Here is a 24,799-nt window from a genome sequence, read left to right on the forward strand (position 1 = left end):
GGATGGATATGACCGAAGACGACAGGCTCGCCGCGATTCTGGCGGATCATGCGGGGCGCGAAGGTGCGCTGCTGCCCATTCTTCACGATGTGCAGGCCGCGTTTGGCTGCGTGCCCGCCGATTGCTACCAGCCGATTGCCGATGCGCAGCGTCTGAGCCGGGCCGAGGTGGCGGGCGTCGTCTCCTTCTATCACGACTTCCGCGATGCGCCCGCGGGCAAGCATGTGATCAAGCTGTGCCGCGCCGAGGCGTGCCAGTCGATGGGCGGGACCGAGATGATCGCGCGGCTGGAGCGGGCGCTGGGCATGAAAGTCGGGGAAACGAAGGGCGATGTGACCCTTGAGGCGGTCTATTGCCTCGGGCTCTGTGCCTGCGCGCCCGCCGCGATGGTGGGCGATCAACTGGTCGGGCGGGCGACGCCCGAGCGGATCGAGGCTCTGGTCGCGGAGGTCTCGGCATGAAGATCTGGGTTCCCTGCGATGCCGCCGCCGTAGCCTGTGGGGCCGATGAGGTCGCCGCCGCTCTCGCGTCGGCGGCGGGACTGCGTGGCGAAGAGGTCGAGATCGTCCGCAACGGCACGCGCGGAATGATCTGGCTGGAGCCGCTGGTCGAGATCGAGCGCGACGGTGTGCGCCACGGCTTCGGCCCGATGGAGCCCGAGGACGTGCCTGCGCTGTTCGAAGGTGGCGATCACCCGAAGGCGCTCGGCCCCATCGAGGAAATCCCCTTCTTCGCAAAACAGACCCGTCTGACCTTCGCGCGCTGCGGGCGCACCGATCCGCTCTCGCTGGCCGATTACGAGGCGGATGAGGGCTGGCAGGGTCTCAAACGCGCGCTGGAACTGGGCGGTGCGCAGACCATCGAAGAGGTCACCACCTCGGGTCTGCGTGGTCGTGGCGGCGCGGGCTTCCCGACGGGTATCAAGTGGAAGACCGTCGCCGGGGCCGAGGCGCCGCAGAAATACATCGTGTGCAACGCGGATGAGGGCGATAGCGGCTCCTTCGCCGACCGGATGTTGATGGAGGGCGATCCCTACTGCCTGATCGAGGGCATGGCGATTGCCGGGCTCGCAGTCGGCGCGACCAAGGGCTTCATCTACGTGCGCTCGGAATATCCCCACGCGATCCGCACGCTGAACGCGGCGATTGCCGCTGCGAAGGGCGCGGGCATCATCGGCGACAGCCTGATGGGGCAGGGACCGGCCTTCGATCTCGAAGTCCGCGTCGGCGCGGGCGCCTATATCTGCGGCGAGGAAACGTCGCTTCTCAATTCGCTCGAAGGCAAGCGCGGCATGGTCCGCGCCAAGCCGCCGTTGCCCGCGCTCGAAGGGGCGTTCGGCAAGCCTACCGTGGTGAACAACGTGCTCTCGCTCGCGGCGGTGCCGTGGATCTTGGTCCATGGTGGCGCAGCCTATGCGGAGTTCGGGCTGGGTCGCTCGCGCGGGACGATCCCGATCCAGATCGCGGGCAATGTCAAACATGGCGGGCTGTTCGAGACCGGCTTCGGGATGTCGCTCGGCACGCTGGTCAACGAGATCGGCGGCGGGACCGCCTCGGGGCGTCCGTTCAAGGCGGTACAGGTCGGCGGGCCGCTGGGTGCCTATCACGGGCCGGACGATTTCGATCTGCCGGTCTGCTACGAAGCCTTTGCCGATCAGGGCGGGCTGGTGGGCCATGCCGGCTTCGTGGTGCATGACGACAGCGCCGACATGCTCGCGCTCGCCCGCTACGCGATGGAGTTCTGCGCCATCGAGAGCTGCGGGAAATGCACGCCCTGCCGGATCGGCGCGGTGCGCGGCATCGAGACGCTCGACCGCGTGGCGGCGGGCGACCCGGCGGCGATCGAGTTGCTGCACGAGCTATGCGAAGTGATGGAGAAGGGCTCGCTCTGCGCGATGGGGGGCTTCACGCCTTACCCGGTGCGCTCGGCGATCCGGCTTTTCCCGCAAGAATTCTCGCTCTCACAGGAGGCTGCGGAATGAAGGATTTCATCATCCCCGACGGAGTGCACGGGCCGAAACTCTCCGATATGGGCACGCCTGAAAAATCGGGCCCGCCTGTGACGCTGGTGATCGACGGCATGGATGTGAGCGTGCCCGAGGGCACCTCCGTGATGCGCGCCGCCGCCGAAGCCGGGATCACCGTGCCGAAGCTGTGTGCGACCGATATGCTGGATGCCTACGGCTCGTGCCGCCTGTGCGTGGTCGAGATCGAAGGGATGCGCGGCACGCCCGCGTCCTGCACCACCCCCGTGCGCGAAGGCATGGTCGTGAAGACCCAGACCGATCAGCTGGCGCGGCTGCGGCGCGGCGTGATGGAGCTTTATATCTCCGATCACCCGCTGGACTGCCTGACCTGCGCGGCGAATGGCGATTGCGAATTGCAGGACATGGCGGGGGCCGTGGGCCTGCGCGACGTGCGCTATGCGCCGGGCCAGAACCATGTCGAGACGCGCGCGGCGGAAGGGGCCAATCCGCTCTATATCCCGCGCGACGCCTCCAATCCGTATTTCTTCTACGACCCTTCGAAATGCATCGTCTGCATGCGCTGCGTGCGCGCCTGCGAAGAGGTGCAGGGCACTTTCGCGCTGACCGTGGACGGGCGCGGCTTCGACGCCCGCATCTCGACCGGGACGGAGGATTTTCTGAACTCCGATTGCGTCAGCTGCGGTGCCTGCGTGCAGGCCTGCCCGACCGCGACCCTGCAGGAGAAGACCGTCGACGAGATCGGCGTGCCGGAGCATTCGGTGGTCACGACCTGCGCCTATTGCGGCGTGGGTTGCTCCTTCGAGGCGCAGATGCGTGGCGACCAGCTGGTGCGCATGGTGCCGTGGAAAGAGGGCAAGGCGAACCGCGGCCATAGCTGCGTGAAGGGCCGTTTCGCCTGGGGTTATGCCAACCACGGCGACCGCATCCTGAACCCGATGATCCGCGACAGCATCACCGATGCGTGGCGCGAAGTGTCGTGGGAAGAGGCGCTGGAGTTTGCCGCGAACGGCATCAAGCGTGCGCAGGCCAAACACGGCAAGGATTCCGTCGGCGTCATCACCTCCTCGCGCTGCACGAACGAGGAAACCTTCCTCGTGCAGAAACTCGCCCGCGCGGTGATGGGGACGAACAACACCGACACCTGTGCCCGCGTCTGCCATTCGCCGACCGGCTACGGGCTGAAGCAGACCTTCGGGACCTCGGCTGGCACGCAGGATTTCGACTCTGTGGAGCAGGTGGATTGCGCCGTCGTGATCGGGGCGAACCCGACCGACGGGCACCCGGTCTTCGGCTCGCGGCTGCGCAAGCGGCTGCGGCAGGGGGCGAAGCTGATCGTGGTCGACCCGCGCCGGATCGACCTGCTGGAAACCCCGCATATGGGCGAGGGGCATCACCTGCCGCTGCGTCCGGGCACCAATGTCGCGGTGCTGACCGCGATGGCCCATGTGATCGTGACGGAAGGGCTGTTCGACGAGGCGTTCATCCGCGAGCGCTGCGATTGGGACGAATGGACGGACTATGCCGAATTCGCCGCCGATCCGGCCCATTCGCCGGAAGCCGTCGAAGAGTTGACAGGTGTCGCGCCCGAGGCGCTGCGTCAGGCCGCGCGCACCTATGCCGCCGCGCCCAACGGGGCAATCTATTACGGGCTGGGCGTGACCGAGCATAGTCAGGGCTCGACCACCGTGATTGCGATTGCCAACCTCGCGATGATGACCGGCAATATCGGGCGACCCGGTGTGGGCGTGAACCCGCTGCGCGGCCAGAACAACGTGCAGGGCTCCTGCGACATGGGGTCGTTCCCGCATGAACTGCCGGGCTACCGCCATGTGTCGGACGATACCGCGCGCCACGGGTTCGAGGTGGAATGGGGCGTCACGCTCGACCCCGAGCCTGGGCTGCGCATCCCCAACATGCTCGACGCCGCCGTCGCGGGGGATTTCAAGGCGATCTACATTCAGGGCGAAGACATCCTGCAATCCGATCCCGATACTCATCACGTGGCCGCGGGCCTCGCGGCGATGGACTGCGTGATCGTGCATGACCTGTTCCTGAACGAGACCGCGCGCTACGCCCATGTCTTCCTGCCGGGCTCGACCTTCCTCGAGAAGGATGGGACCTTCACCAATGCCGAGCGCCGGATCAATCCGGTGCGCAAGGTGATGGCACCCAAGGCCGGGCTGGCCGATTGGGAGGCGACGCAGGCGCTGGCCAATGCGCTGGGCGCGGGGTGGAGCTATACCCACCCGTCCGAGATCATGGACGAGATCGCGCGTACGACGCCGGCCTTCGCGGGCGTCACCTACGATCTGATCGACCAGATGGGTTCGGTGCAGTGGCCCTGTGATGACACGCACCCGCAAGGCTCGCCGGTGATGCATGAGGATGGCTTCGTGCGTGGCTCGGGGCGTTTCATCCGCACCGCCTATGTCGCGACCGAGGAACGCACCGGGCCGCGCTTCCCGCTGCTGCTGACGACGGGGCGCATCCTGTCGCAATATAACGTGGGCGCGCAGACGCGGCGGACCGAGAACTCCGTCTGGCATGCCGAGGACCGGCTCGAAATCCATCCGCATGACGCCGAGACTCGCGGTATCCGCGACGGCGATTGGGTGCGTCTGGCGAGCCGGGCGGGCGAGACGAGCCTGCGCGCGACGATCACGGATCGGGTCTCTCCCGGCGTCGTCTACACGACCTTCCACCACCCCGACACGCAGGCGAATGTCGTGACCACCGACAATTCCGACTGGGCGACGAACTGCCCGGAATACAAGGTGACGGCGGTGCAGGTGGGGCTGTCGAACGGGCCCTCGGACTGGCAGGAGCTTTACACGGCGCAGACCAAGCTGACCCGCCGCGTCGAGGCGGCTGAATGACAGCGACCGATTGGGACATGCCCAGCGGCGCGGTGCAGCGCCTCGCCGAGGAAGTGCCGGTGGCGCTGTCCTTCGACGGGGTGACGCAGGCGGTGATGATGGCCAGTCCCGCCGATCTGGAGGATTTCGCACTGGGCTTTGCGCTCTCCGAAGGGCTGATCGCGGACGCGTCCGAGATCACCCGGCAGGAGGTGGAAGTGACCGAGGCCGGGATCGAGGCGCGCAACTGGCTGGCCGCGCCTGCGGGCGCGCGCTTTGCCGAACGCCGCCGCGCCACGATGGGGCCGGTGGGCTGCGGGCTCTGCGGGATCGAGCAGTTGGAAGAGGCGCGGCGCAAGCTTCCGCCGGTCGCACCGCCGCGTTTCACGATGACGCCGGAGCAGGCCACGGAGGCGCTCGAGACCCTGCGCGACCACCAGCCGCTGCAGGACGAGACCCGCGCCGCCCATGCGTCGAGCTTCTGGCAGCCGGGCAAGGGGATCGTGCTGACGCGCGAGGATGTCGGGCGGCACAACGCGCTCGACAAGCTGATCGGGGCGTTGATCCGGCAAGGGATCGACCCGGCGAGCGGCGCACTGGTGATGACCTCGCGGCTCTCGGTCGATCTGATCCAGAAGGTGGCGACGCTACGTATCCCGGTGATCGTCGGCCCCTCCGCCCCGACCGCGCTTGCGGTGAGCGAGGCACGGGACGCGGGCCTTACCGTTATCGCACGCGCAGGCCGAGGCCTCGCGCTTTACACCGCGCCGCAGGAGGCCACCGCATGAAGCCTGAGAAACTCGCCGGGATGGCCAATCAGATCGCACAGTTCTTCGAGAGCCAGCCCGGCGATCAGGCGCATGCCGTCGCCGATCACATCAATGCCAATTGGGCGCCCACGATGCGCGACACGTTCCTCGCGGCGGCCGACAAGCTGGACCTGCATCCGCTGGTGAAGGCGGCCCTGCCGGAGATCCGCGCCCCTCAGCGGGGCTGATCGCCGGGCTTCACGACCGGCGCGAAGGAGAGGGTGAAGTTTTTCCCGTCCGCGAAGGGGTAGGGGCCCGCGAGTTGCTGCACCTCTCCGGTCGTCCAGTCGGGATGATCGGGGTAAGTGGCGCGCAGAAGGTCCGCGCCGGTTGCCGCATTCGTGCCGTCCCAGATCACGAAGGCCGGGCCGTCGGGCAGAGGTTTCGTAAAGTCCGAACTGGCATTCAGCACCGTCATTCGGGGCGCGCGATAGAGGATATTCGCGCCTTCCCATTGCGGCGCGATCAGGGTCGCATCCGCGCCAACGGCGGCCACCAGCTGCGGCACCAGCGTCTCGAAGGGGGCGGCATTGCGGCTCTTGCCCTGGAAGAAATGGATCGGCAGCGCGATCATCACCAGCGCGAGCAGCACCGCATAGACCTGCTGCAGCCGCCGCAACCCGGTCGCGCTGAGCCGGGGCAGGAGCCAAAGGCCAAGCGCGGGGCCTGCGAGGAACAGCAGCGGTTGCAGCCAGCGATCCTTGATCTGCCCCGCTCCGACCGCAAGCGCACCGATCAGCAGCAGTACAAGCCCGATCACCATCACGCGCAGCATCAGCCGCAACAGCCGTTGCGGAGCTTCGGGTTTTCTCTCCCGGTAGCGCCAGTAGAGCAGCCCGCCGACCAGCAGCGGCAAAGCGAGGAAATTCAGAACACCCTGACCGGTTGCAAGAACCGGACCGACAAGCCGCGCGCCCAGTGAGACGTCTTCGGCGGCGTCGAATTTCTTTGCCGAGGCGAAGGCGATCTCGGGATGGTTCAGGATCCAGACATAGGGCGGCAGCGCGATTGCGGCGGCGATCAGCAGCGACAGAAACAGGCGGCGATCACGGAAGGACGCGCGGAACTCGGGAAAACCGATCAGCGCGAGGGTCGTCGAGATCGGCAGCAGCACAAAGTTGTATTTCGACAGCAGCCCCAAGCCCAGCACCAGTCCGAGCGTCACGAAGCCCGCGAGGCTGGGGCGGCGCGCGATCCACCAGATCGTCGCGAAGCATAACGCCGCCGAAAAGGTCGCAAGCACCGAATGGGTCAGGGCGCGCTGGCTCTCCCATGCGATCTGCGGCAGCAGCATGAGGCCCAGCGTCGCGACCCATGCCCGCCGCGGATCGAGCCGCGTGCGCATCAGCCCGTAGCAGGTCAGGACGGTGCCGCAGAGCAGGGTGTTTTTCAAAAGCGCGAGGCCGAACATCGTCGGCCCGGTCACCATGAAGACCAGATGTTGCAGCCATGCGAAGAGCGGCAATTGCGGGCCGTAGCCCCACGCGAAGCTGCGCGCATCGAAGATCATCTGCGCATCGTCGAGCCCGAGCGCGCCGCCCAAGGCAGTGCGGTACAAAGTCTGGAGGACGAAATAGGCGACGATGCTCAGGGGCCAGATCGCATCGGGAAGGGCGCGGCCTGCGGCTCGGGGCATCGGGTCGGCGCTCATGCGGGTGTGCCTGTGGGGACGCGCATCACGGGAAGGGTCTGGAGCATGGCGCACCTATTGGCTGGCAGGATTGCCGCGCATGGCGGACAGAGAGGGCGATACCACTTTCGACAGGTGGGCCAAAGCGTGAGATGTCTGAGTTTCGCCGGGCGTGGCCACGATGCCGCGCCCTCGGTGAGCGCGGCGATGGCTCAGGCCTCTTTCGAGCGCTCGATATAGGCGCGCAGTTCCTCGGCCTCGTGCCGGGCGTCTCGCAGACCATCCATCGCCGCGCGCAGTTCCGCCTCGGTCTGGCTGAGCTGATTGGCCAGTTCCGCCTCGCGCTGCTCGACATAGACGAGCGCCTGATCGCGGGTCTCTTCGGCTTCATGCAACGCCTGCGCCATCTGCTCCAGCTCGCCCATATCGGCTTGGCTCACGCGGGTGAGGCGGTGGATCAACCAGCTCGCGAACCAGCCGAGAGCGAAAGCCACGAAAAGGATGATCGCTGTGGCGATGATGAATTCGGTTCTGTTCATATGACGTCCCTTCAGCCCTTCGACAGGTCCTCCGGCCGGGATTGCGGGCGCGGCGTTTGATCGCCGGGCGTCTCGACCGGAATTTCTTCTTCTTGCGGGGTGTTTTCCCCCGGTTCTGCGGCGGTGTCCCCATCGCCGTTTTCGCTTTGCGCGCCGTCCTCGGTGGCGGGCGCACCGTCGTCGGTCACGGCGCCGTTCCAATGCGGCTCGCCGTCTTCTGCGGCGCCTGTCGCATCTGCGGTGGCATCGGGCAGCGCGTCGTCGCCCACCGGTGCCTCGTCCAGCAGCACAAACTCGATCCGACGGTTCTTCTCGCGGCCTGCCTCGGTGTCGTTCGAGGCGATCGGTTGCGCTTCGCCGTAACCTTTCGCTTCCAGATTGCCGATCAGCACGCCACGGTCCAGAAGCCCGCGGATCACCGCCTGCGCCCGTTGTTGCGACAGCTGCAGGTTCATTTCCTCGCGGCCCTGATTGTCGGTGTAGCCGGCGACTTCCATCTTGAAGTCCGTGCAGTTCTTCATCGATTTCGCCAAAGCGTCGAGCGCGTCCAGGCTTTCCGAAGCGACCTGCGCCGAACCCGGATCGAAATCGACCTTCTTCTTCTGCAGCGTCTCGTTGAGGCGCGCCACGCATTCCTTGCCGGTGGGCAGGGCCAGCTGCTCATCGAGGCGCTTGTCGTATTTCACGCTAAGGTCGATCTGCGCGTCTTCGCCAAGCTGGCTCGTGAGGATGCGCGAGATCGTGTCGGAAGCCTGCGGATCGCCCGAGATGCCGCTGACCGAGATGCCGTCGCGGGTCACGGTGACCTTGCCGTCATGGAGCACCGACAGCGCGTCGAGCGCGGCCAGCGTGCGCACCGGCCAACCGGCGGGAAGCTCCTTGTCGACGCGGGTCGCGCCGTGGACATTTCCGTGGCCGAGCTTGGCGCGGGCGTAGCTTTCGATGGTCTGACGTTCGCGCGCATCGGTCACGCGGCCCTTGAGCTCGACATGCCCGTCGCCATCGCGGGTCGCGGTGAAGCTGGCCTCGGCGGCTTTCGCATCGGGGGCCGGTTCGCGCTTGGCCTTGAGCGAGAACACTCCAGGCAAGTTCGATTCCAGCTCGCCCACGACATCGTCGAACTTCTGCTGATCGACGGTCGAGGGGGCATCGAGTGCGATATCGGCATCGGAGAAGGTCACCGAACCCGCGCCGAGATCGCCGACCGCCTTGATCGCCATCTGCGCGGCCTTGGACCAATCAGGCGACGGGGTGCCCATGCCGATGGTGCAGGTCAGCGTGCCTTTCGCGCCTGTCGCGCGGGCGGCGGTCAGGATGCGGTCGCGCGCGCGCTCGTTGTCGGCAGAGCAGGCGTCGAAATGCGGACCTTCCTCCTCGTCGATGAGGAAGCGCAGGGTGAAGGGGGTGATCACGGGGCGCGGCGCGGAGATGTCGAAGCTGAGCTTGAGATCGGTGGGGCGGCGGCGTGCGAGCGACGTCTCCACCCGGCCTTTTTCGGAGGGGCTGTCGGTGATCGCCTGCACCGAGACCTTGCCGGCGGTGACCGAAATCTTAGAGCGCGGCAGCGTCTCGATCGTGGTCATCGCGAACTGCATCGCCTTGTCCCAGCCGCCGGGCACCGGGTAGTCGGCGCTCTCCAGCATGTCGGTGACGCCATCCTCGCCCGCGACTTTCGAGAGCTTCTCGACGATCGCATCGCGGTCGACCGAAGCGGGCACCAGCCCGATCAGCGAGATGCCGTTCTCGTTGCGCAGCATCTCCAGCGAGAAGGCGGGGGGCGTGATCGGCTTGGTGATCTGCGTGTCGGTATTGTCGACGACCCGCGAGCTGTCGACGTATTTGTCGACCTCGGAAACCGCGCGGAAGCGCTCGGCCTCGGTCGGGGCGGTTCCGGAGAGGAGGACTTGCAGTCCGTCGGTATGGATCCGCATCCAGCCGTAGCCTTGCGCCTCCATCGCGACGCGCACTTCTTGTTTCGTGGATTTCTCGACAACGGTCGCAGCGCCGCCCGCAATGACTGCGGACACGACGAGTGCGAGGACAAAGGCGGCGATCGTCAACAAGGTGGCGCGGCTGCGCATCGGTCTCAGGCCCTCCCCCGGGGAATCTTTATCCCGTTTCCTTAAGGCGCAGGGGCGCGGGGATCAATCGAAACGCCGTTACACGATTGCGCCAACGGCGAGAAACAGCGCAGCGATGAGGCCCGTATCGCGGTTCGCGCGGAACAGTTTCAGGCAGGTGTCCGGGTCGTCGATATCGAGCTGGCGCATCTGCCAGAGCATGTGCCAACCCATCGCCCAGGGCGCGAGCAGCGAGATCGCGAGGCGCAGCGGCGGCGCGCCGGGCAGCAGCGCACCCATCACCGCGATGGTCATCAGCGCGACGGAAGTCATTAGGAAACCGCCGAGCCATTTCGCGCTATCATCCCCAAAGAGCCGCGCGGTGGATTTCACCCCGATGAGCGCATCGTCTTCCTTGTCCTGATGCGCATAGATCGTGTCGTAGAATAGCGTCCAGGCCATGCCCGCGAAATAGAGCACGACGGGCGGCCAGCTCAGGCTGCCGGTATGCGCGACCCACAAAAGCAGCGCGCCCCAGTTAAACGCGATCCCGAGGAAGATCTGCGGCCACCAGGTGAAGCGCTTGGCGAAAGGATAGATCGCGACCGGACCCAGCGAGACGATCCCGAGAATGATTGCGGGCGTGTTGAAGGTCAGCAGGATCGCAAAGGAGATCAGCGACTGGATCACCGCCCAGGCCAGCGCCTGTTTCGTCGAGACCTGCCCCGAGGGGATCGGCCGCGACCGGGTGCGCGCCACGCCTGCGTCGATGTCGCGGTCGGTGATGTCGTTCCATGTGCAGCCCGCGCCGCGCATCAGGAAAGCCCCGATGGAAGCGCCGACGGCAAGCCACAGGTCCCACCAGATGAAGCCGCCCGTCGAGGATGCCGCCAGCGCGATCGACCAGTAGCAGGGCAGCAGCAGCAGCCATGTCCCGATCGGTCGGTCGGCGCGGCTGAGCCGCAGATAGGGCCGCGTCCATGCCGGAGCCAGCCGGTCGACCCAGTTGCCGCGATAGGCATCCGCGACCGTGCCGTTCGCGTCGTTCGGGGTCTCGCCCTTGCTCGCGTTTGCCGCCTCTGGCGTTTCGGTTTTTCCGCTCATACAGTCCGCCTCATGGAACGTGCCAAGATCAGGCTCTGTGTAGAGCACCCGTTGGGCGCGGGGCAAGCCGTGCCTCTGACACAGGACGAAGCGCATTACCTCTTTGCGGTAATGCGGCTGGCCGTGGGCGCCCGTGTCGCGCTGTTCAACGGGCGCGATGGCGAGTGGACGGCTGAGGTCGTCGAGGCCCACAAGAAGCGCGGTATTCTGGCCTGTGTCGAACAGGCCGCGCCGCAGCTCGCGCCGCCCGATCTCTGGCTGATCTTCGCGCCGATCAAGAAAGAGCGCACCGATTTCATCGTCGAGAAAGCGACCGAGCTGGGCTGCGCCAAGGTGTTGCCGGTGCAGACCGAGTTCACCAATTCCGCGCGCATCCGGCAGGACCGCTTGCAGGCCCATGCCAAGGAAGCGGCGGAGCAATGTCTGGGCACCTATGTGCCCCCGGTCGAGGATTTGCAGGGGCTAAAGAAGCTGCTGGATGGCTGGGATCCGAGCCGTCGCATCCTCTGGGCCGACGAGGCTTTGGTTGGGCCCGCAGAGACGCTCGCGGGGTTGCAGCCCGGCCCTTGGGCGATCCTGATCGGTCCCGAAGGCGGGTTCTCGGAGGCCGAGCGCGAGATGCTCCGTGCCCGCGATTTCGTCACTCCGGTCAGCCTTGGTCCGCGCATTCTGCGCGCCGATACGGCGGTCTGCGCGGCGATCACATTGTGGCAATCGGCGCTGGGAGACTGGCGGTGATCCGTCCCGAGGTCGCAGAAGGCTTCAAGCGCTGGGGCGAGGTGATCGCCGCGGGCGTCGTCGTGGCGTTCGGTGCGTGGCTGATCTGGCTCGGCGGATTGATCCTGATGCCGCTGGGACTGGTCGCGGTGGCGCTCGGGCTTGGCTGGGCGCTGATCGGCTGGCGTCGGTTGCGCTTTGCGCGTGAAACAAATGCGCCGGGTCTGGTCGAGATCGACGAGGGCCGTATCTCCTACTTCGCGGCCAGCCGGGCGCGCGCCATTGCAGGGCCGGGCAGCAATGTCTCGGCCCTCGGGATGGGCGGCGAATTGCCGCTGCGCGAACTGGCGGAAATCCGACTGCTGACGCTGCAGGGCCAGCAATATTGGCGGCTGCGCAGCCTCTCGGGCGAGGCGCTTCTGATCCCGCTCGACGCGGCGGGGGCGGATGCGCTCTACGACGCTTTCGCGAGCCTGCCGGGGATCGATATGGGGAAGATTTCCAGCGCGCTTGACCAAAAGACTGCCGCACAGAGCCTCTGGACCCGCAAACAGGTTTCACGCTTGACTTGAGCCAACCCCCGCGCCACCTGTGGCGCTCCATAAAGCGACGCGAGAAAAGACATGTCCATTCCGCAGCAGGGCGGTGGCCCGATCGAGCGCTTCGAGCAACTGGCTGAATATCTGGCCGAAGGTGAGAAGCCGCGCGACGACTGGCGCATCGGCACCGAGCATGAAAAATTCGGCTATTGCGCGGACAAGCAGTTGCCGCTGCCCTATGACGGCCCGCGGTCGATCAAGGCGATGCTGGAAGGTCTGCGCGACCGCTTCGGCTGGAAGCCGGTGGAAGAGCAGGGCAAGATCATCGGGCTGGAACTGAACGGCGCGAATGTCAGCCTCGAGCCGGGCGGTCAGTTGGAACTGTCGGGCGCGCCGCTCGAGACGATCCACCAGACCTGCGACGAGGTGAACGAGCATCTGCGCGAAGTGCAGTCGGTCGCCGACGATATCGGTGTGAAGTTCATCGGTCTGGGCGCGGCCCCGATCTGGACGCAGGACCAGATGCACATGATGCCCAAGGGGCGCTACCGGCTGATGACCGATTACATGGGCCGCGTGGGCGAGCTGGGCACGCAGATGATGTATCGCACCTGCACCGTGCAGGTGAATCTCGACTTCGGTTCGGAAGCCGACATGGTGCAGAAGATGCGCGTGGCGCTGGCGCTGCAGCCGGTTGCGACCGCTCTCTTCGCCAATTCGCCCTTCCTCGATGGCAAGCCCAACGGCATGAAATCGTGGCGCAGCCATATCTGGCAGAACCTCGACGATGCGCGCACGGGCATGCTGCCCTTCATGTTCGAAGAGGGTGCGGGCTACGAGGCTTACGTGAACTACGTCCTCGATGTGCCGATGTATTTCGTCTATCGCGACGGCAAATATATCGACGCGCTGGGCCAGTCCTTCCGCGACTTCCTGAAGGGCGAGCTGCCCGCGCTACCCGGCGAGAAGCCGACGCTGAGCGACTGGGCCGATCACCTGACCACCGTCTTCCCCGAAGCGCGCGCGAAGAAATTCATCGAGATGCGCGGTGCCGATGGCGGGCCGTGGCGGCGTCTGTGTGCGCTGCCCGCGCTCTGGGTCGGTCTGCTTTACGACCAGACAGCGCTGGATGCGGCATGGGATCTGGTGAAAGGCTTCGATCACGAGACCCGCGAAGGTCTGCGCCGCGCGGCGGCGGTCGATGCGCTGCAGGGCGAGTTCAATGGTGTGAAGCTGCATGACCTCGCACGCGAGACGGTGGCGATCGCGAAATCCGGTCTGGCGGCGCGGGCGAAGCCCGGCGCGGGCGGGATGATCCCCGACGAGACCCATTTCCTCAATGCGCTGGAAGAGAGCGTCGAGACAGGCCGGGTGCCTGCCGACGAGCTTCTCGAGAAGTATCACGGCGAGTGGAATGGCGATCTGAGCAAGATCTACGCCGAATACAGCTACTGAGCAGAGGGCAGGGCGGTCTGCCGCCCCGCCGTTCCCCTCACCGCGACCCCAGCCGCTCGCGCACCCATTGAGGGACCAGCACGCTCGCCGGGCCCTGGCGCGATGTGTCGAACATCTCGCTGCCTGCCGAGCGGTCGAGGTTCAGTTCCAGCGTCTCCACCCCGCACATCGCGGCGTCCTGCACGAAGCCTGCCGCCGGGTAGACATTGCCGCTGGTGCCGATCGAAACGAAGAGGTCCGCGGCTTCCAGCTCACGGATGATCCGATCCATCTGATAGGGCATCTCGTTGAACCAGACGATGTCGGGCCGCGTGGCCTTGCGCCCGCAGCCGGGGCAGGTGTCTCGCGGCTGCATTGCCTCGGGCGCGGGCCAGCGATGGTCGCAGGCGTGGCACAGCGCGCCGAAGAGCGAGCCGTGCATGTGGATCACGTTCTGAGACCCGGCGCGCTCGTGCAGGTCATCGACATTCTGCGTCACCACCAGAACCTCGTGGCCCGGATCGGCCTCCAGCTCGGCCAGCGCGAGATGGGCGGGGTTCGGCTGGGCCGTCCGCGCTGCTGCCCGGCGCGCGTTGTAGAAGCGATGCACCAGCGCGGGGTCGCGCGCGAAGCCCTCGGGCGTTGCCACGTCCATGATGCGGTGTTCTTCCCACAGGCCGTCGCTTGCGCGAAACGTGCGGGTGCCGCTTTCGGCAGAAATTCCCGCGCCCGTCAGAATCACGACCTTGGCCATCGCTGCGCCCTCCGTTATCACTTCACCCTATGCGTATCCTCTTTCTCTGCCTTGGCAACATCTGCCGCTCGCCCGCCGCCGAAGCGGTGACCCGTCACAAGGCCGCCGCAGCGGGGCTCGATATCGAGTTCGACAGTGCAGGCACCGGCACCTGGCATCTGGGCGAGCCGCCCTACGATCCGATGATCGCGGCGGCGGAAGCGCGCGGCTACGACATGCGCAGCCTGCGCGCACGGCAAATCCAGCCCGCCGATTACGACGGGTTCGATGTGATCCTGGCGATGGATGAGAATAACCTGCGCGATGCGCTTGACGGGGCGCCGCGCGAGATGCGCGCTCAGGTGCAGATGTTCATCGACGGGCCGGACGGGCCGCGCGATGTGCCCGATCCTTATTTCACCCGCAATTTCGATGGAGCCCTCGATCTGATCGAGGCGGGCGCGGATCAACTGATTGCCGACCTGCTGGCCGATGAGGAAGAAAAGCGGCGCGGGCAGTAGACCGCGCGCCGCCGATCAAGCGCTTACTTGCAGAAGCCTTCCGCCGTCGCGGCGAAATTCTTGTAGCGGTCCCAGAAGTCCGAATCCGACTGGCGGTCGGACATGCGCACTTCCTGCGCGCGGTCGGGATCGTGGAAGAAGCTGGCGGCGCGGCGCTGGTCGCGATGGCTCAACGTCATGTCCGCGACTTGCTGGATGCAGCCGCAGGTGCCGGGATTGCTGGCGCGGCCCGCTTTCTGACACGCGTTGTCGATCGGCCCGGCCGAAGCCATCGAAGCAAGCGCCATGGCGCCCGAGAATGCACAGAGTCCGAGTGTGGTCTTGAAAATCATCTACTGCCCCTTTGTCGTTGCGGCCGGCATGTGTTTGCCGATCCTGCCTGCTCATTTGTCCGCGATTCTAACTCAAATTCAAAAAGCGGGCAACAAAACAGGCAGAATTCCGCCGGTTCGGGGCAGGGGAGGGAACCCGTTTTCTAGCCGTCGCGTTGCGCACGCACGGGCCCACTACATCTGGATGGCGTCCGCTCTCCAGATCACTCTTCGACCGGGGTAGCCTCGTAGCCTGCGCCTTTTAGAGCGCTGATCACGGTGGATTCGGGCAGCCCTTCCACCTCGACCTCGCGGTCTTCCAGATAGACATCGGCCTTGCCGCCGACCTCTTCGATCGCAGCTTCGACCGAGGCTTTGCAGTGCCCGCAGGTCATGTTCGGAACGGAATAGATCATCTTGCGTCTCCCGTGTTTCGTGTCTCAGGGATATGTCGGACGCGACCGGGCCGAGGTCAATGGCAGATGGCGTTCAATCCCTCTTCCCGGCCCGCTTTTTCCCCTGTATACGCGCGCCCATGACTGATCTTGATCGCATCCGCAATTTCTCCATCGTGGCGCATATCGACCACGGTAAATCCACGCTCGCCGACCGGCTGATTCAGCTGACCGGTACCGTGGCCGAACGCGATATGAAGGACCAACTCCTCGACGCGATGGATATCGAGCGAGAGCGCGGCATCACGATCAAGGCCAACTCGGTGCGGATCGACTATCCCGCCAAGGACGGCAAAACCTATGTGCTGAACCTGATCGACACCCCCGGCCACGTCGACTTCGCCTATGAAGTCTCGCGCTCGATGCAGGCGGTCGAAGGCTCGCTGCTGGTCGTCGATGCCTCGCAAGGCGTCGAGGCGCAGACGCTGGCCAATGTCTATCAGGCGATCGACGCGGACCACGAGATCGTCCCGGTCCTGAACAAGATCGACCTGCCCGCGGCAGAGCCCGAGCGCGTGAAGGAGCAGATCGAGGACGTGATCGGGATCGACGCCTCGGACGCCGTCGAGATTTCCGCGAAGACTGGTCTGGGTATCCCGGACGTTCTGGAAGCCATCGTGCAGCGTCTACCCGCCCCGCAGGGCGACCGCGACGCGCCGCTCAAAGCGATGCTCGTGGATTCGTGGTATGACCCCTATCTGGGGGTCGTCGTTCTGATCCGCGTCATGGATGGCGTGATCAAGAAGGGCGACCAGATCAAGATGATGAAGACGGGGGCGACGTATAAGCTCGACCGTCTCGCCGTTCTGAAACCCGCAATGGTCAATATCGACGAGCTGGGCCCCGGCGAAATCGGCGTCTTCACCGCTTCGATCAAGCAGGTGCGCGACACGAAGGTTGGCGACACGATCACCCACGAGAAGAAGCCCTGCGCCAAGGCGCTGCCGGGCTTCAAACCCTCGATTCCGGTGGTGTTCTGCGGCCTCTTCCCGGTCGATGCGAACGATTTCGAGGCGCTGCGCGACGCGATCGAGAAACTGCAGCTGAATGATGCGAGCTTCTCGGCCGAGATGGAAACTTCGGCAGCGCTCGGCTTCGGCTTCCGTTGCGGCTTCCTTGGGCTGTTGCACCTCGAAGTGGTGCGCGACCGTCTGGAGCGGGAATACGATCTGGATCTGATCACCACCGCGCCCTCGGTCGTGTTCAAGATCCACATGAAGGACGGGGAGGTGATCGAGCTTCACAACCCCGCCGACATGCCCGACCTGACCTATGTCGACCATATCGAGGAGCCGCGCATCAAGGCGACGATCCTCGTGCCGGACGAATATCTGGGCGATGTGCTCAAGCTCTGTCAGGACCGCCGCGGCATCCAGCAGGACCTGACCTATGTCGGTGGCCGCGCGATGGTGGTCTATGACCTGCCGCTTGCCGAGGTCGTGTTCGACTTCTACGACCGCCTGAAATCGGTCACCAAGGGCTATGCCAGCTTCGATTACCAGATCACCGAATATCGCGAGGACTACCTCGTGAAGATGTCGATTCTGGTGAATGACGAGCCGGTCGACGCGCTCTCGATCATGGTCCACCGCGACCGCGCCGAGGCCCGCGGCCGCGCGATGTGCGAAAAGCTGAAAGACCTGATTCCGCGCCACATGTTCAAGATCCCGATCCAAGCCGCCATCGGTGGCCGCGTGATCGCGCGCGAGACGCTGTCTGCGATGCGCAAGGACGTGACCGCGAAATGTTATGGCGGCGACGCGAGCCGGAAGAAGAAGCTGCTGGAAAAGCAGAAGGCCGGTAAGAAGAAGATGCGCCAGTTCGGGAAGGTCGAAATCCCGCAGAGCGCGTTTATTGCGGCGCTGAAGATGGATGAGTGAAGGGCGTGAAGTCGATCTTCACCCCAGCTTCCATTAACATTTTTCTAGATGCCTCCATTGAGGCATAGAATCTCTTCTCGGAATCTGGCTGTCGATAGGTAACCAGTCGGATGAGGCCACTTTGAATAATGGCGCGCGCGCAATCGGCGCACGGAAAAAGTGTCGTATATATTGTGCAGCCTGCGGTCGCGGTGCCGACGTTCGCGGCGTTGTAAATCGCGTTTCGTTCTGCGTGTTCGATCCAGAGGTATTTCTCGCCGCTTTCTTGAGCAAAAAGTATCGCCGGATCATGTGCTATCCGCCGAGGAAAACCATTGTATCCGGTTGAAATAATTGCATTCGATGGATTGACAATCACGGCGCCGACTTTGCGACTTGGGTCTTCGCTCCAACTTGAAATGTTTTGCGCTATCTCAATGAAGCGGGTATCCCACTTGCGCATCGCATCAAGTTTTTTTTTCGTTAATGTCATTTGAGGCGCCACCGATGTTGATCGTCGAAAAGCGGATACATGACCGCAAACTTGTCACTCCACAAGTCAGCAATGACCTAAAGAACTCAACCCTAGATTTGAAGGTGGGAGAGATCTTTCCCCATGGGAATGGTAAGGCATTCGTAGGTTCCAACCCCGAAAGTTTTTTACTTGAGGCAGGTCACATGGTTACGGTGATGAGTGCGCAGAGACTCACCCTTCCAAGCAACGTGACCGGGATCGCCACGCTGGTTACAAGCTTAACAAGTGAAGGAATCTTATGCTTAAATGTTGGTGTGGTTGATCCGGGTTACAGCGGCCACCTGAGCGCAACGCTTGTGAACTTTTCTTCTTCGGCTCACAAAATTCGCAGGAATGATCGACTGTTTCGTGTCGTGTTTATTGAGCACGAAGAAATTGAAAATCTTCAAGAGAACAACGTTGGCAAGAATGAATATCGAGCGAAGCTGAAAGCCAACACGCAGCAGTGCTTTCCCGAAACGTTTATGAATACCGAAGAAATCGTCCAACTAGCTCGAAAGAATGCGTGGGAAGTTGTTAAGGCGTCATTGCTAAACAATTGGTTTCCTTTGCTTCTATCCGCACTCGCGCTCTTGTTCACTGTCCTGCAGTACGTCTCCAGTGACTAACGGCTTTCCACTCGATATCTCTGCGACCTCGTGTAGTCCCTGCGCCGGAACTCGCTGCGGCACCCTCACGTTCTCCTCCCAGACCTATTTCAGGAGGAAACGACATGACCGACCAAGCCAAGATCGAGAAAGATTTCTGGGATGCGCTCGCATCGGATCGCACCGTGATGCTGGCGCGAGCGGGCGTCGAGACGGCAGCGCCACGCCCGATGACGGCGATCGTCGAGGAGAAGCCTGGCCCCGTCTGGTTCTTCACCGCGCGCGACACGGAATTGATGGATGGGCTCGCGCCCGGTGCGGGGGCGATGTTCACCTTCGCGGATAAGGGCCACAAGGTTTTCGCGACCGTCACGGGGCGTCTGACCGAACATACCGACCCCGAGTCCGTGGAGCGGCTTTGGAACCCCTTCATCGGCGCCTGGTATGAGGGCAAGGACGACCCCAAACTGGTGCTGCTGCGCTTCGATCCGGATCAGGCCGAGATCTGGGACAGCGGCAACGCGCTGGTCGCGGGCGCGAAGATCCTGCTGTCGTCGGACCCGGGCGAGTCGATGAAGGACCGTGTCGCTCATGTGAATTACTGAGCCGGGCGCGTCCCTGACGTTAGAGGTAAGAAAAAGGCCCCGGAAATCTCCGGGGCCTTTGACTTTTTCGCTTAGCTATCAGGCTTGGAATTTAGCGCGCCTGACGCGCTTCGCCCGCGATCGTGTTGCCTGCAACGGACAGGTCCTGACCTGCGCCTTGCACGGTGTTGCAGGCCGCGAGGCCCAGAAGGATCACGGTCATTGCCGCCATTTGAACCGATTTCGTCATCTCTTACGCTCTCCTATTAAGCCATCACCGGCCAACGTACGAAAAAATTTACGGTTCCGTGGAACTGGAGGCAAGGAGCGGCGTTTTGCCCTCGAACACATAAGGGAGAGCCCGAATGAAGAAGCCTCTGCGCTTATTCCTCGCCGCCCTCTCGGCCCTCGTCGTGACCTGGGTCGTGGTGATCGCAGCTCTGACTTTCGGCTTTGTCGGATGGCAGGAATTCGCGTTCGCCGTGATCGTCGGGATTGTCTTGGGAATTCCCGCAGGTCTCTGGACCGAGCGGCGCATAAAAAGGAATGACCCGTTCTGGCCGCCCCGCCAGGCATGATCCCTGTCAGAACGGTCTTGCGGCCCCTGCTTTGTCCCTCGCGGGGGCCGCACACTCCGCCCGAGCTGGTTAACTTCTTGTTAATTAAGCTCTGAAAGGCTCCGGGTTGTCCCTCCCCGGAGCCTTTCAATGTCTAAAGCCCCGTTTTTCCTTGTCCTTTGCCTCCTCGCAGCCTGCGCCTCCCCAGCGCCGCAGTTTCTCGGCGCGTCGCGGCATGACCTCACGCTCGACGGCATCGACTTCGTCGTCTTCCTCAAGGGAGACCGGGCGGAGGTGGTGCGCATGGGCTATCTACGCCGGGCAGAGCGGGGGCGCGTGCCGCCCCTGATGATCCGCGCGGCAGAGCAGGTTTCGGGCTGCACGGTGGCGGGACCGGCGGGAGGGCTCTACCGATCGCCCTCGCTGCCCGGCGATACGGGGGAGGCGCGCTTCCAGCTCGATTGCTGATGCGACGCCCTGCCGCAGCGGCGACCGCGCGGACTTGATGCGGATCAAGGTCACATCCGCGTGATCGGAGTCAGTCTGACCACCGAAATGCGCCGCTCAATGGAGATCAGACATGCGCCTCTTCGGTATCATCTACGCCCTCGTCGGACCGACCCTCGCGGGTATCCTCATCACTGCCGCGCTGACGATGAACATGTTCACGACCAACGCGATGATCGTCTCCGCGGTAATCGGGTTCCTCGTCGCCGTGCCCGTTGCATGGTATATCGCCAAAATGATCCGCGAAAACGCCTGACGGCGCGGCGCGGCACAGGCGTCGGGAAAATCCCAACTTCGTGAAGGGCGGAACCTCTGCGCCTTCGCCGCGCTAGTCCGGCGAGGCGCGGCGGCGTTTCGTCAATTCAAAGAGGTAATATGTCCTACGCTCCCGGCTATTCGAAAACCCAGATTTGGCTCCACTGGGCCGTCGTCCTGCTGCTCATCGTCCAGTATCTGTTCAATGACGCGATGGGCCATACCTTCCACGATCTGATGGAGAGCGGATCGGCTGACGCCGGTGTCCTGACCTATGGCCACATCGTCTTGGGTGTCGCGGTGCTCGTGCTTGCGATCTGGCGTCTGATACTGCGCGCGAGCCACGGCGCACCCGAGCCGCCGGAGAACGATCCCGCCATTTTCCGGCGCGGCGCGGCCGCAGTCCACTGGCTGCTCTACGCGCTGCTGTTCCTTATCCCGATTGCGGGGCTCGTGGCCTATTACGGGCAGCTGGAATGGGCGGCCGAGACTCACTCGATCCTGACCACGGTGTTGCTGTGGCTGGCCGGGCTGCATGTGGCAGCCGCGCTCTATCACCAATACGTCAAGCGCGATCACCTGATCCGTCGGATGATGAAGCCGGGGGCGTGATCGAAGCGGCGCGGTTTCCTCAGCTCGTCGAGTCGAGGAAACGCGCCACGTCCGCTTCGAACTCGCGGGGCTTCTCGGCATGCAGCCAGTGCCCGGCGTTGTCGATTTCCTCGAAACGCGCCTGCGGGAAGAAACCGCAGATACGGTCGTGCATTTCGGGCCGCACGTAATGCGAGTCCGCGCCCGACAGGAATAGCGTCGGGCCGTCGTACTGCTTGCCCTCCAGCGCCTCGGGCCAGCCGAGGATGTCGTCCATATTCGCCTTCAATGCGGCAAGGTTGAACTTCCAGCGCGGCGGGCCGTCGCGCAGAACCAGTGATTGCAGCAGGAAGGCGCGGGTGCCCGGATCGAAGACCTGCTCTCCCAGCCGCTCATCCGCGGCGGAGCGCGAGGTGAGGTCGGCGATATCCATCCCCTGCATCGCCTCGATCAGCGCGCTGTGGTTGTCGCCATGATCATAGTTCTCGGGCGCGATATCCGCGACGATGAGATGCGCCACGAGTTGCGGTCGCGTCAGGGCGAGCGTCATCGCCGCCTTGCCGCCCATCGAATGGCCCAGCACATCCGCGACCCCGCCATTCGCCTCGATCACCTCGGCGATATCGCCTGCCATCGCCTGATAGCTGTGATCGTCGTCCCAGAAGCTGTCGCCGTGATTGCGCATATCGAGTGCGATGACGGGGCGGTCCGCGCTCAGCCGCTTGGCAATCGCGTTCCAGTTCCGGGCCGATCCGAAAAGACCGGGCGCGATGATCAGCGGTCGCGCGCCGGGATTGCTGTCGGAGGTGTAGGGGGTCGTGTTCAACATGGCGCCTAAGCTAGATCGCCTCCCGGGGCGCTTCCAGAGCGGATGCGAAAAAATCTGCGTCCATGCGCGCAGTTGCGCTGATCTCGCGCGGCGGGTAGCGTCCGGTGCGGAATTGCTGAACGCTGCGTAAGGGAGAGGGCCGGATGGGGCCGGAGAAGATCAATCAGATGGCGGGGCAGGTCTCAAGGCTTCTGGCGCAGCGGCTGGGCGCGAAGGGGCCGACGCTCGAGGCGCGGGTCGCCTCGCGGGCCCGGGCGCTGCCGCGCAAGGTGCGTAAGGCGGCGCTGGTGCTGGTCGATGCCGAGCGCAAAGCGCACGCGCCCAAAATCGCCCGGCAATTGGATGCCCGCAGGGTGGAGGGCGCCTTCGCGACCTGTCGCGATTACCTCGAACCGCTGGGCGCGGCGGAGCGGCTGCGCGCCGCGGCGCTTGGCCTCGCCAGTTCGATCGCCGTGATTGTGGTGATCGTGGGCGGCGCCTTGCTGGCCGCGATGGTCTGGACCGGAGCGATCTGATCGCCCCCCCCCAGACGTGAAAAAGGCCCCCGGATCGCGGGGGCCTTCAATTCAATCTCGGAACCGGATCACAGTTCGGGGTAGATCGGGAAGCCGCTGAGCAGGGTCGCGACCTTGGCTTTCACGGCCTCTTCGACCTCGCCATTGCCCTCTTCGCCATTCGCGGCGAGCCCGTCGACCACTTCGACGATCAGGCGCGCGATCTCGCGGAACTCTTCCTCGCCGAAGCCACGGGTGGTGCCCGCCGGGGTGCCCAGACGGATGCCCGAGGTGACCATCGGCTTTTCCGGGTCGAACGGGATGCCGTTCTTGTTGCAGGTGATATGCGCGCGGCCCAGAGCCTTCTCGGTCGCGTTGCCCTTCACGCCTTTCGGACGCAGGTCGACCAGCATCACGTGGGTGTCGGTGCCACCGGTGACGATGTCGAGGCCACCTTTCATCAGCTCGTCCGCTAGCGCCTGAGCGTTCTTCACGACCTGCTCGGCATAGCCCTTGAACTCGGGGCGCAGCGCCTCGCCGAAGGCCACGGCCTTGCCGGCGATGACATGCATCAGCGGACCGCCCTGGATGCCCGGGAAGATCGCCGAGTTCACCTTCTTCGCAATCTCCTCGTTATTGGTGAGGATCATGCCGCCGCGCGGACCGCGCAGGGTCTTGTGCGTCGTGGTGGTCGCGACATCGGCATAGGGGAAGGGCGAGGGGTGCTGACCACCGGCCACGAGACCGGCGAAGTGGGCCATGTCGACCATCAGATACGCGCCGATCTCATCCGCGATCTCGCGGAACTTGGCGAAGTCGATCTGACGCGGAATGGCCGAGCCGCCCGCGATGATCAGCTTCGGCTTGTGTGCGAGCGCCAGTTCGCGGACCTGATCGTAGTCCAGCAGGCTGTCTTGCTTGCGCACGCCGTATTGCACCGCGTTGAACCACTTGCCCGACTGGTTCGGCTTGGCGCCGTGGGTCAGGTGGCCGCCCGCATCGAGGCTCATGCCGAGAATGGTGTCGCCCGGCTTCACGAGCGCGGTGAACACGCCCTGGTTCGCCTGCGAGCCCGAGTTCGGCTGGACGTTGGCGAATTCGCAGCCAAAGAGTTCCTTGGCGCGGTCGATCGCGAGGTTCTCCGCGACGTCGACATATTGGCAGCCGCCATAGTAGCGCTTGCCCGGGTACCCTTCGGCGTATTTGTTCGTCATCACCGAACCCTGCGCCTCCATCACCGCCTTCGAGACGATGTTTTCCGAGGCGATCAGTTCGATCTCGTCGCGCTGGCGACCGAGTTCATCGGTGATCGACTTGAAGAGTTCGGGGTCACGGCTGGAGAGGCTTTCGGTGAAGAAGCCCGCATCGCGTTGGTCTTTCATGGCCATTCCTCGCAAAGATCCGGTCGCCGACCGTTTAGCGCAGATTTCACAGGGCTGAAAGCAGACAAACGACCAAATCGGTCATTTCCGCGCCGGATTGACGCTTGTCTTTCGTCCAAGCCCTTGCAACACCTTGGACAAGCAGGAGGACCGCGCGGTGGCGAACCAGTATACCCATATCCATTTCGCGGCCTCCCACGCCGAGACGGCGCAGGCGGCGCAGGCCGATCTGGTCGCGCGCTACGGGCAGGTGCCGCGCTATGCGGCCGATGTGATCGTGGCGCTTGGCGGTGACGGGTTCATGCTGCAGTGCCTGCACGAGGGCACGGGGCTGCCGGTTTACGGGATGAACCGCGGCTCGGTCGGCTTCCTGATGAACGACTATGTCGCCGACGATCTGCCGGCGCGGCTCGAGGCGGCGGAGCAGGCGGTGATCAATCCGCTGTCGATGAAGGCCGAGACCCAGGACGGGATGCTGCATGAGGCGCTCGCCATCAACGAGGTCTCGCTGCTGCGCGCAGGCCCGCAGGCGGCGAAGCTGAAGATCTCGATCAACGACAAAGTGCGGATGGAGGAGCTGGTCTGCGACGGCGCGATCGTCTCCACCCCCGCCGGATCGACCGCCTATAACTTCTCCGCCCACGGGCCGATCCTGCCGATCGGCTCGGACGTGCTGGCGCTGACCGGGATCGCGAGCTTCCGGCCGCGGCGGTGGCAGGGCGCGATCCTGCCATCCTCAGCACTGGTGCGTTTCGATATTCTCGAGCCCGACAAGCGCCCGGTCATGGCCGATGCGGACAGCCGCTCGGTCAAGCCGGTCAAATGGGTCGAGGTGCGCTCCGAGCCGGAGATCGAGCATTGCATCCTCTTCGACCCCGGTCACGGGCTCGAAGAGCGGTTGATGCGCGAACAGTTCGCCTGAAGC

General features: G+C 64.4%; 29 protein-coding genes. 18 read left to right on the plus strand and 11 right to left on the minus strand.

All coding sequences use genetic code 11. The annotated features are described in order from the left end of the window. The first annotated feature begins 8 nt into the window (after positions 1-8). The 5 genes from BMI89_RS03000 to BMI89_RS03020 are packed head-to-tail and all read left to right on the plus strand — an operon-like array spanning position 9 to position 5,839. Positions 9-461 (plus strand): formate dehydrogenase subunit gamma, encoded by a 453-nt coding sequence (locus BMI89_RS03000; protein ID WP_078569793.1) that lies wholly within the window; start codon positions 9-11, stop codon positions 459-461. Beyond that, complete coding sequence (locus BMI89_RS03005; protein ID WP_078569794.1) at positions 458-1,981, plus strand: formate dehydrogenase beta subunit; 1,524 nt, start codon at positions 458-460, stop codon at positions 1,979-1,981. The genes BMI89_RS03000 and BMI89_RS03005 overlap by 4 nt, the downstream gene beginning before the upstream one ends. Then, entirely contained in the window at positions 1,978-4,863 is a 2,886-nt protein-coding gene (gene fdhF, locus BMI89_RS03010) for a formate dehydrogenase subunit alpha (protein WP_078569795.1), read from the plus strand. Before BMI89_RS03005 ends, fdhF begins: the two co-directional genes overlap by 4 nt. Beyond that, positions 4,860-5,630, plus strand: a complete 771-nt coding sequence (gene fdhD / locus BMI89_RS03015) for a formate dehydrogenase accessory sulfurtransferase FdhD (RefSeq protein WP_078569796.1) — start codon at positions 4,860-4,862, stop codon at positions 5,628-5,630. The genes fdhF and fdhD overlap by 4 nt, the downstream gene beginning before the upstream one ends. Then, positions 5,627-5,839, plus strand: coding sequence for a formate dehydrogenase subunit delta (locus tag BMI89_RS03020; protein ID WP_078569797.1), 213 nt, complete (start codon positions 5,627-5,629; stop codon positions 5,837-5,839). Before fdhD ends, BMI89_RS03020 begins: the two co-directional genes overlap by 4 nt. On the opposite strand, the gene BMI89_RS03025 is transcribed toward BMI89_RS03020, so the two are convergent. The 4 genes from BMI89_RS03025 to ubiA all read right to left on the minus strand — a co-directional run bounded on the left by BMI89_RS03025 (position 5,827) and on the right by ubiA (position 10,984). After that, positions 5,827-7,302 carry a glycosyltransferase family 39 protein gene (locus tag BMI89_RS03025; protein ID WP_078569798.1) on the minus strand — a complete coding sequence of 492 codons (1,476 nt, stop codon included), beginning with the start codon at positions 7,300-7,302 and terminating at the stop codon, positions 5,827-5,829. The genes BMI89_RS03020 and BMI89_RS03025 overlap by 13 nt on opposite strands. Positions 7,303-7,493: 191 nt before the next feature. After that, the gene (locus BMI89_RS03030; protein ID WP_078522484.1) at positions 7,494-7,820 is read right to left on the minus strand and encodes a hypothetical protein; all 327 of its coding nucleotides are present in this window, start codon (positions 7,818-7,820) and stop codon (positions 7,494-7,496) included. Between the two features lie 11 nt (positions 7,821-7,831). Then, positions 7,832-9,901: an OmpA family protein gene (locus tag BMI89_RS03035; RefSeq protein WP_078569799.1), complete on the minus strand. Its 2,070-nt coding sequence runs from the start codon at positions 9,899-9,901 to the stop codon at positions 7,832-7,834. A gap of 78 nt (positions 9,902-9,979) precedes the next feature. Further along, positions 9,980-10,984, minus strand: a complete 1,005-nt coding sequence (gene ubiA / locus BMI89_RS03040) for a 4-hydroxybenzoate octaprenyltransferase (protein ID WP_078569800.1) — start codon at positions 10,982-10,984, stop codon at positions 9,980-9,982. A gap of 12 nt (positions 10,985-10,996) precedes the next feature. Between ubiA and BMI89_RS03045 the strand changes: the two genes are divergently transcribed. The 3 genes from BMI89_RS03045 to BMI89_RS03055 are packed head-to-tail and all read left to right on the plus strand — an operon-like array spanning position 10,997 to position 13,695. Continuing rightward, positions 10,997-11,722, plus strand: a complete 726-nt coding sequence (locus BMI89_RS03045; RefSeq protein ID WP_078569801.1) for a 16S rRNA (uracil(1498)-N(3))-methyltransferase — start codon at positions 10,997-10,999, stop codon at positions 11,720-11,722. Next, a complete protein-coding gene (locus BMI89_RS03050; protein ID WP_078569802.1) occupies positions 11,719-12,273 on the plus strand; it encodes a hypothetical protein in 555 nt (184 codons plus the stop codon). The genes BMI89_RS03045 and BMI89_RS03050 overlap by 4 nt, the downstream gene beginning before the upstream one ends. A gap of 51 nt (positions 12,274-12,324) precedes the next feature. Continuing rightward, entirely contained in the window at positions 12,325-13,695 is a 1,371-nt protein-coding gene (locus BMI89_RS03055; RefSeq protein ID WP_078522489.1) for a glutamate--cysteine ligase, read from the plus strand. Positions 13,696-13,732: 37 nt separating this feature from the next. Here BMI89_RS03055 and BMI89_RS03060 read toward each other — a convergent pair whose 3' ends face one another. After that, a complete protein-coding gene (locus BMI89_RS03060) occupies positions 13,733-14,428 on the minus strand; it encodes an NAD-dependent deacylase (protein WP_078569803.1) in 696 nt (231 codons plus the stop codon). A 29-nt stretch (positions 14,429-14,457) separates the two neighbouring features. Here BMI89_RS03060 and BMI89_RS03065 point away from each other — a divergent pair, with 29 nt between their 5' ends. Then, positions 14,458-14,928, plus strand: coding sequence for a low molecular weight protein-tyrosine-phosphatase (locus tag BMI89_RS03065; RefSeq protein WP_078569804.1), 471 nt, complete (start codon positions 14,458-14,460; stop codon positions 14,926-14,928). A gap of 23 nt (positions 14,929-14,951) precedes the next feature. On the opposite strand, the gene BMI89_RS03070 is transcribed toward BMI89_RS03065, so the two are convergent. After that, positions 14,952-15,260, minus strand: a complete 309-nt coding sequence (locus tag BMI89_RS03070; RefSeq protein WP_078522492.1) for a hypothetical protein — start codon at positions 15,258-15,260, stop codon at positions 14,952-14,954. 203 nt (positions 15,261-15,463) lie between these two features. Then, entirely contained in the window at positions 15,464-15,655 is a 192-nt protein-coding gene (locus BMI89_RS03075; protein WP_075773932.1) for a heavy metal-associated domain-containing protein, read from the minus strand. Between the two features lie 119 nt (positions 15,656-15,774). Between BMI89_RS03075 and lepA the strand changes: the two genes are divergently transcribed. Next, on the plus strand, positions 15,775-17,574 hold the full coding sequence (lepA, locus tag BMI89_RS03080) for a translation elongation factor 4 (RefSeq protein WP_078522493.1): 1,800 nt from the start codon (positions 15,775-15,777) through the stop codon (positions 17,572-17,574). Here the strand turns inward: lepA and BMI89_RS03085 are convergent. Continuing rightward, positions 17,546-18,046 (minus strand): dCMP deaminase family protein, encoded by a 501-nt coding sequence (locus BMI89_RS03085; RefSeq protein WP_210402137.1) that lies wholly within the window; start codon positions 18,044-18,046, stop codon positions 17,546-17,548. The two genes, lepA and BMI89_RS03085, sit on opposite strands and share 29 nt — an antisense overlap. A gap of 14 nt (positions 18,047-18,060) precedes the next feature. Between BMI89_RS03085 and BMI89_RS03090 the strand changes: the two genes are divergently transcribed. Beyond that, positions 18,061-18,696: a hypothetical protein gene (locus BMI89_RS03090; protein ID WP_168176766.1), complete on the plus strand. Its 636-nt coding sequence runs from the start codon at positions 18,061-18,063 to the stop codon at positions 18,694-18,696. A 104-nt stretch (positions 18,697-18,800) separates the two neighbouring features. Beyond that, complete coding sequence (locus BMI89_RS03095) at positions 18,801-19,280, plus strand: pyridoxamine 5'-phosphate oxidase family protein (protein WP_078569807.1); 480 nt, start codon at positions 18,801-18,803, stop codon at positions 19,278-19,280. Between the two features lie 91 nt (positions 19,281-19,371). On the opposite strand, the gene BMI89_RS20545 is transcribed toward BMI89_RS03095, so the two are convergent. After that, positions 19,372-19,509 carry an entericidin A/B family lipoprotein gene (locus BMI89_RS20545; protein WP_108722389.1) on the minus strand — a complete coding sequence of 46 codons (138 nt, stop codon included), beginning with the start codon at positions 19,507-19,509 and terminating at the stop codon, positions 19,372-19,374. A 115-nt stretch (positions 19,510-19,624) separates the two neighbouring features. Here BMI89_RS20545 and BMI89_RS03100 point away from each other — a divergent pair, with 115 nt between their 5' ends. The 4 genes from BMI89_RS03100 (at position 19,625) to BMI89_RS03115 (ending at position 21,190) form a co-directional block, all read left to right on the plus strand. Then, positions 19,625-19,837 (plus strand): hypothetical protein, encoded by a 213-nt coding sequence (locus BMI89_RS03100; protein ID WP_078569808.1) that lies wholly within the window; start codon positions 19,625-19,627, stop codon positions 19,835-19,837. Between the two features lie 129 nt (positions 19,838-19,966). After that, entirely contained in the window at positions 19,967-20,284 is a 318-nt protein-coding gene (locus BMI89_RS03105; RefSeq protein WP_078569809.1) for a hypothetical protein, read from the plus strand. Positions 20,285-20,396: 112 nt separating this feature from the next. Beyond that, the gene (locus tag BMI89_RS03110; RefSeq protein ID WP_078522498.1) at positions 20,397-20,579 is read left to right on the plus strand and encodes a hypothetical protein; all 183 of its coding nucleotides are present in this window, start codon (positions 20,397-20,399) and stop codon (positions 20,577-20,579) included. A 119-nt stretch (positions 20,580-20,698) separates the two neighbouring features. Further along, entirely contained in the window at positions 20,699-21,190 is a 492-nt protein-coding gene (locus tag BMI89_RS03115; protein WP_078569810.1) for a cytochrome b/b6 domain-containing protein, read from the plus strand. 19 nt (positions 21,191-21,209) lie between these two features. Here BMI89_RS03115 and BMI89_RS03120 read toward each other — a convergent pair whose 3' ends face one another. Next, the gene (locus BMI89_RS03120) at positions 21,210-21,998 is read right to left on the minus strand and encodes an alpha/beta fold hydrolase (RefSeq protein ID WP_078569811.1); all 789 of its coding nucleotides are present in this window, start codon (positions 21,996-21,998) and stop codon (positions 21,210-21,212) included. Positions 21,999-22,141: 143 nt separating this feature from the next. Between BMI89_RS03120 and BMI89_RS03125 the strand changes: the two genes are divergently transcribed. Further along, positions 22,142-22,513 (plus strand): hypothetical protein, encoded by a 372-nt coding sequence (locus BMI89_RS03125; protein ID WP_078542231.1) that lies wholly within the window; start codon positions 22,142-22,144, stop codon positions 22,511-22,513. 68 nt (positions 22,514-22,581) lie between these two features. Here BMI89_RS03125 and glyA read toward each other — a convergent pair whose 3' ends face one another. After that, positions 22,582-23,874, minus strand: coding sequence for a serine hydroxymethyltransferase (glyA, locus tag BMI89_RS03130; RefSeq protein ID WP_078569812.1), 1,293 nt, complete (start codon positions 23,872-23,874; stop codon positions 22,582-22,584). A 157-nt stretch (positions 23,875-24,031) separates the two neighbouring features. Between glyA and BMI89_RS03135 the strand changes: the two genes are divergently transcribed. Further along, complete coding sequence (locus BMI89_RS03135; protein ID WP_244176601.1) at positions 24,032-24,796, plus strand: NAD kinase; 765 nt, start codon at positions 24,032-24,034, stop codon at positions 24,794-24,796. Positions 24,797-24,799: the final 3 nt, after the last annotated feature.

The organism is Thioclava sp. F36-7 (genome assembly GCF_002020075.1).
Classification (GTDB): domain Bacteria; phylum Pseudomonadota; class Alphaproteobacteria; order Rhodobacterales; family Rhodobacteraceae; genus Thioclava; species Thioclava sediminum.

Bases quoted from the DNA above. Each gene is read 5' to 3' on its own strand.
- BMI89_RS03090 (WP_168176766.1), top strand. From the start codon at position 18,061: ATGTTGATCGTCGAAAAGCGGATACATGACCGCAAACTTGTCACTCCA.
- fdhF (WP_078569795.1), top strand. From the start codon at position 1,978: ATGAAGGATTTCATCATCCCCGACGGAGTGCACGGGCCGAAACTCTCC.
- BMI89_RS03115 (WP_078569810.1), top strand. From the start codon at position 20,699: ATGTCCTACGCTCCCGGCTATTCGAAAACCCAGATTTGGCTCCACTGG.
- BMI89_RS03005 (WP_078569794.1), top strand. From the start codon at position 458: ATGAAGATCTGGGTTCCCTGCGATGCCGCCGCCGTAGCCTGTGGGGCC.
- BMI89_RS03070 (WP_078522492.1), bottom strand. From the start codon at position 15,260: ATGATTTTCAAGACCACACTCGGACTCTGTGCATTCTCGGGCGCCATG.
- fdhD (WP_078569796.1), top strand. From the start codon at position 4,860: ATGACAGCGACCGATTGGGACATGCCCAGCGGCGCGGTGCAGCGCCTC.
- BMI89_RS03075 (WP_075773932.1), bottom strand. From the start codon at position 15,655: ATGATCTATTCCGTTCCGAACATGACCTGCGGGCACTGCAAAGCCTCG.
- BMI89_RS03105 (WP_078569809.1), top strand. From the start codon at position 19,967: ATGTCTAAAGCCCCGTTTTTCCTTGTCCTTTGCCTCCTCGCAGCCTGC.
- BMI89_RS03020 (WP_078569797.1), top strand. From the start codon at position 5,627: ATGAAGCCTGAGAAACTCGCCGGGATGGCCAATCAGATCGCACAGTTC.
- BMI89_RS03025 (WP_078569798.1), bottom strand. From the start codon at position 7,302: ATGAGCGCCGACCCGATGCCCCGAGCCGCAGGCCGCGCCCTTCCCGAT.
- BMI89_RS03030 (WP_078522484.1), bottom strand. From the start codon at position 7,820: ATGAACAGAACCGAATTCATCATCGCCACAGCGATCATCCTTTTCGTG.
- BMI89_RS03120 (WP_078569811.1), bottom strand. From the start codon at position 21,998: ATGTTGAACACGACCCCCTACACCTCCGACAGCAATCCCGGCGCGCGA.
- BMI89_RS03035 (WP_078569799.1), bottom strand. From the start codon at position 9,901: ATGCGCAGCCGCGCCACCTTGTTGACGATCGCCGCCTTTGTCCTCGCA.
- BMI89_RS03045 (WP_078569801.1), top strand. From the start codon at position 10,997: ATGGAACGTGCCAAGATCAGGCTCTGTGTAGAGCACCCGTTGGGCGCG.
- BMI89_RS03085 (WP_210402137.1), bottom strand. From the start codon at position 18,046: ATGACATTAACGAAAAAAAAACTTGATGCGATGCGCAAGTGGGATACC.
- BMI89_RS03110 (WP_078522498.1), top strand. From the start codon at position 20,397: ATGCGCCTCTTCGGTATCATCTACGCCCTCGTCGGACCGACCCTCGCG.
- BMI89_RS03125 (WP_078542231.1), top strand. From the start codon at position 22,142: ATGGGGCCGGAGAAGATCAATCAGATGGCGGGGCAGGTCTCAAGGCTT.
- BMI89_RS20545 (WP_108722389.1), bottom strand. From the start codon at position 19,509: ATGACGAAATCGGTTCAAATGGCGGCAATGACCGTGATCCTTCTGGGC.
- BMI89_RS03055 (WP_078522489.1), top strand. From the start codon at position 12,325: ATGTCCATTCCGCAGCAGGGCGGTGGCCCGATCGAGCGCTTCGAGCAA.
- BMI89_RS03095 (WP_078569807.1), top strand. From the start codon at position 18,801: ATGACCGACCAAGCCAAGATCGAGAAAGATTTCTGGGATGCGCTCGCA.
- ubiA (WP_078569800.1), bottom strand. From the start codon at position 10,984: ATGAGCGGAAAAACCGAAACGCCAGAGGCGGCAAACGCGAGCAAGGGC.
- BMI89_RS03000 (WP_078569793.1), top strand. From the start codon at position 9: ATGACCGAAGACGACAGGCTCGCCGCGATTCTGGCGGATCATGCGGGG.
- lepA (WP_078522493.1), top strand. From the start codon at position 15,775: ATGACTGATCTTGATCGCATCCGCAATTTCTCCATCGTGGCGCATATC.
- BMI89_RS03060 (WP_078569803.1), bottom strand. From the start codon at position 14,428: ATGGCCAAGGTCGTGATTCTGACGGGCGCGGGAATTTCTGCCGAAAGC.
- BMI89_RS03100 (WP_078569808.1), top strand. From the start codon at position 19,625: ATGAAGAAGCCTCTGCGCTTATTCCTCGCCGCCCTCTCGGCCCTCGTC.
- BMI89_RS03065 (WP_078569804.1), top strand. From the start codon at position 14,458: ATGCGTATCCTCTTTCTCTGCCTTGGCAACATCTGCCGCTCGCCCGCC.
- glyA (WP_078569812.1), bottom strand. From the start codon at position 23,874: ATGAAAGACCAACGCGATGCGGGCTTCTTCACCGAAAGCCTCTCCAGC.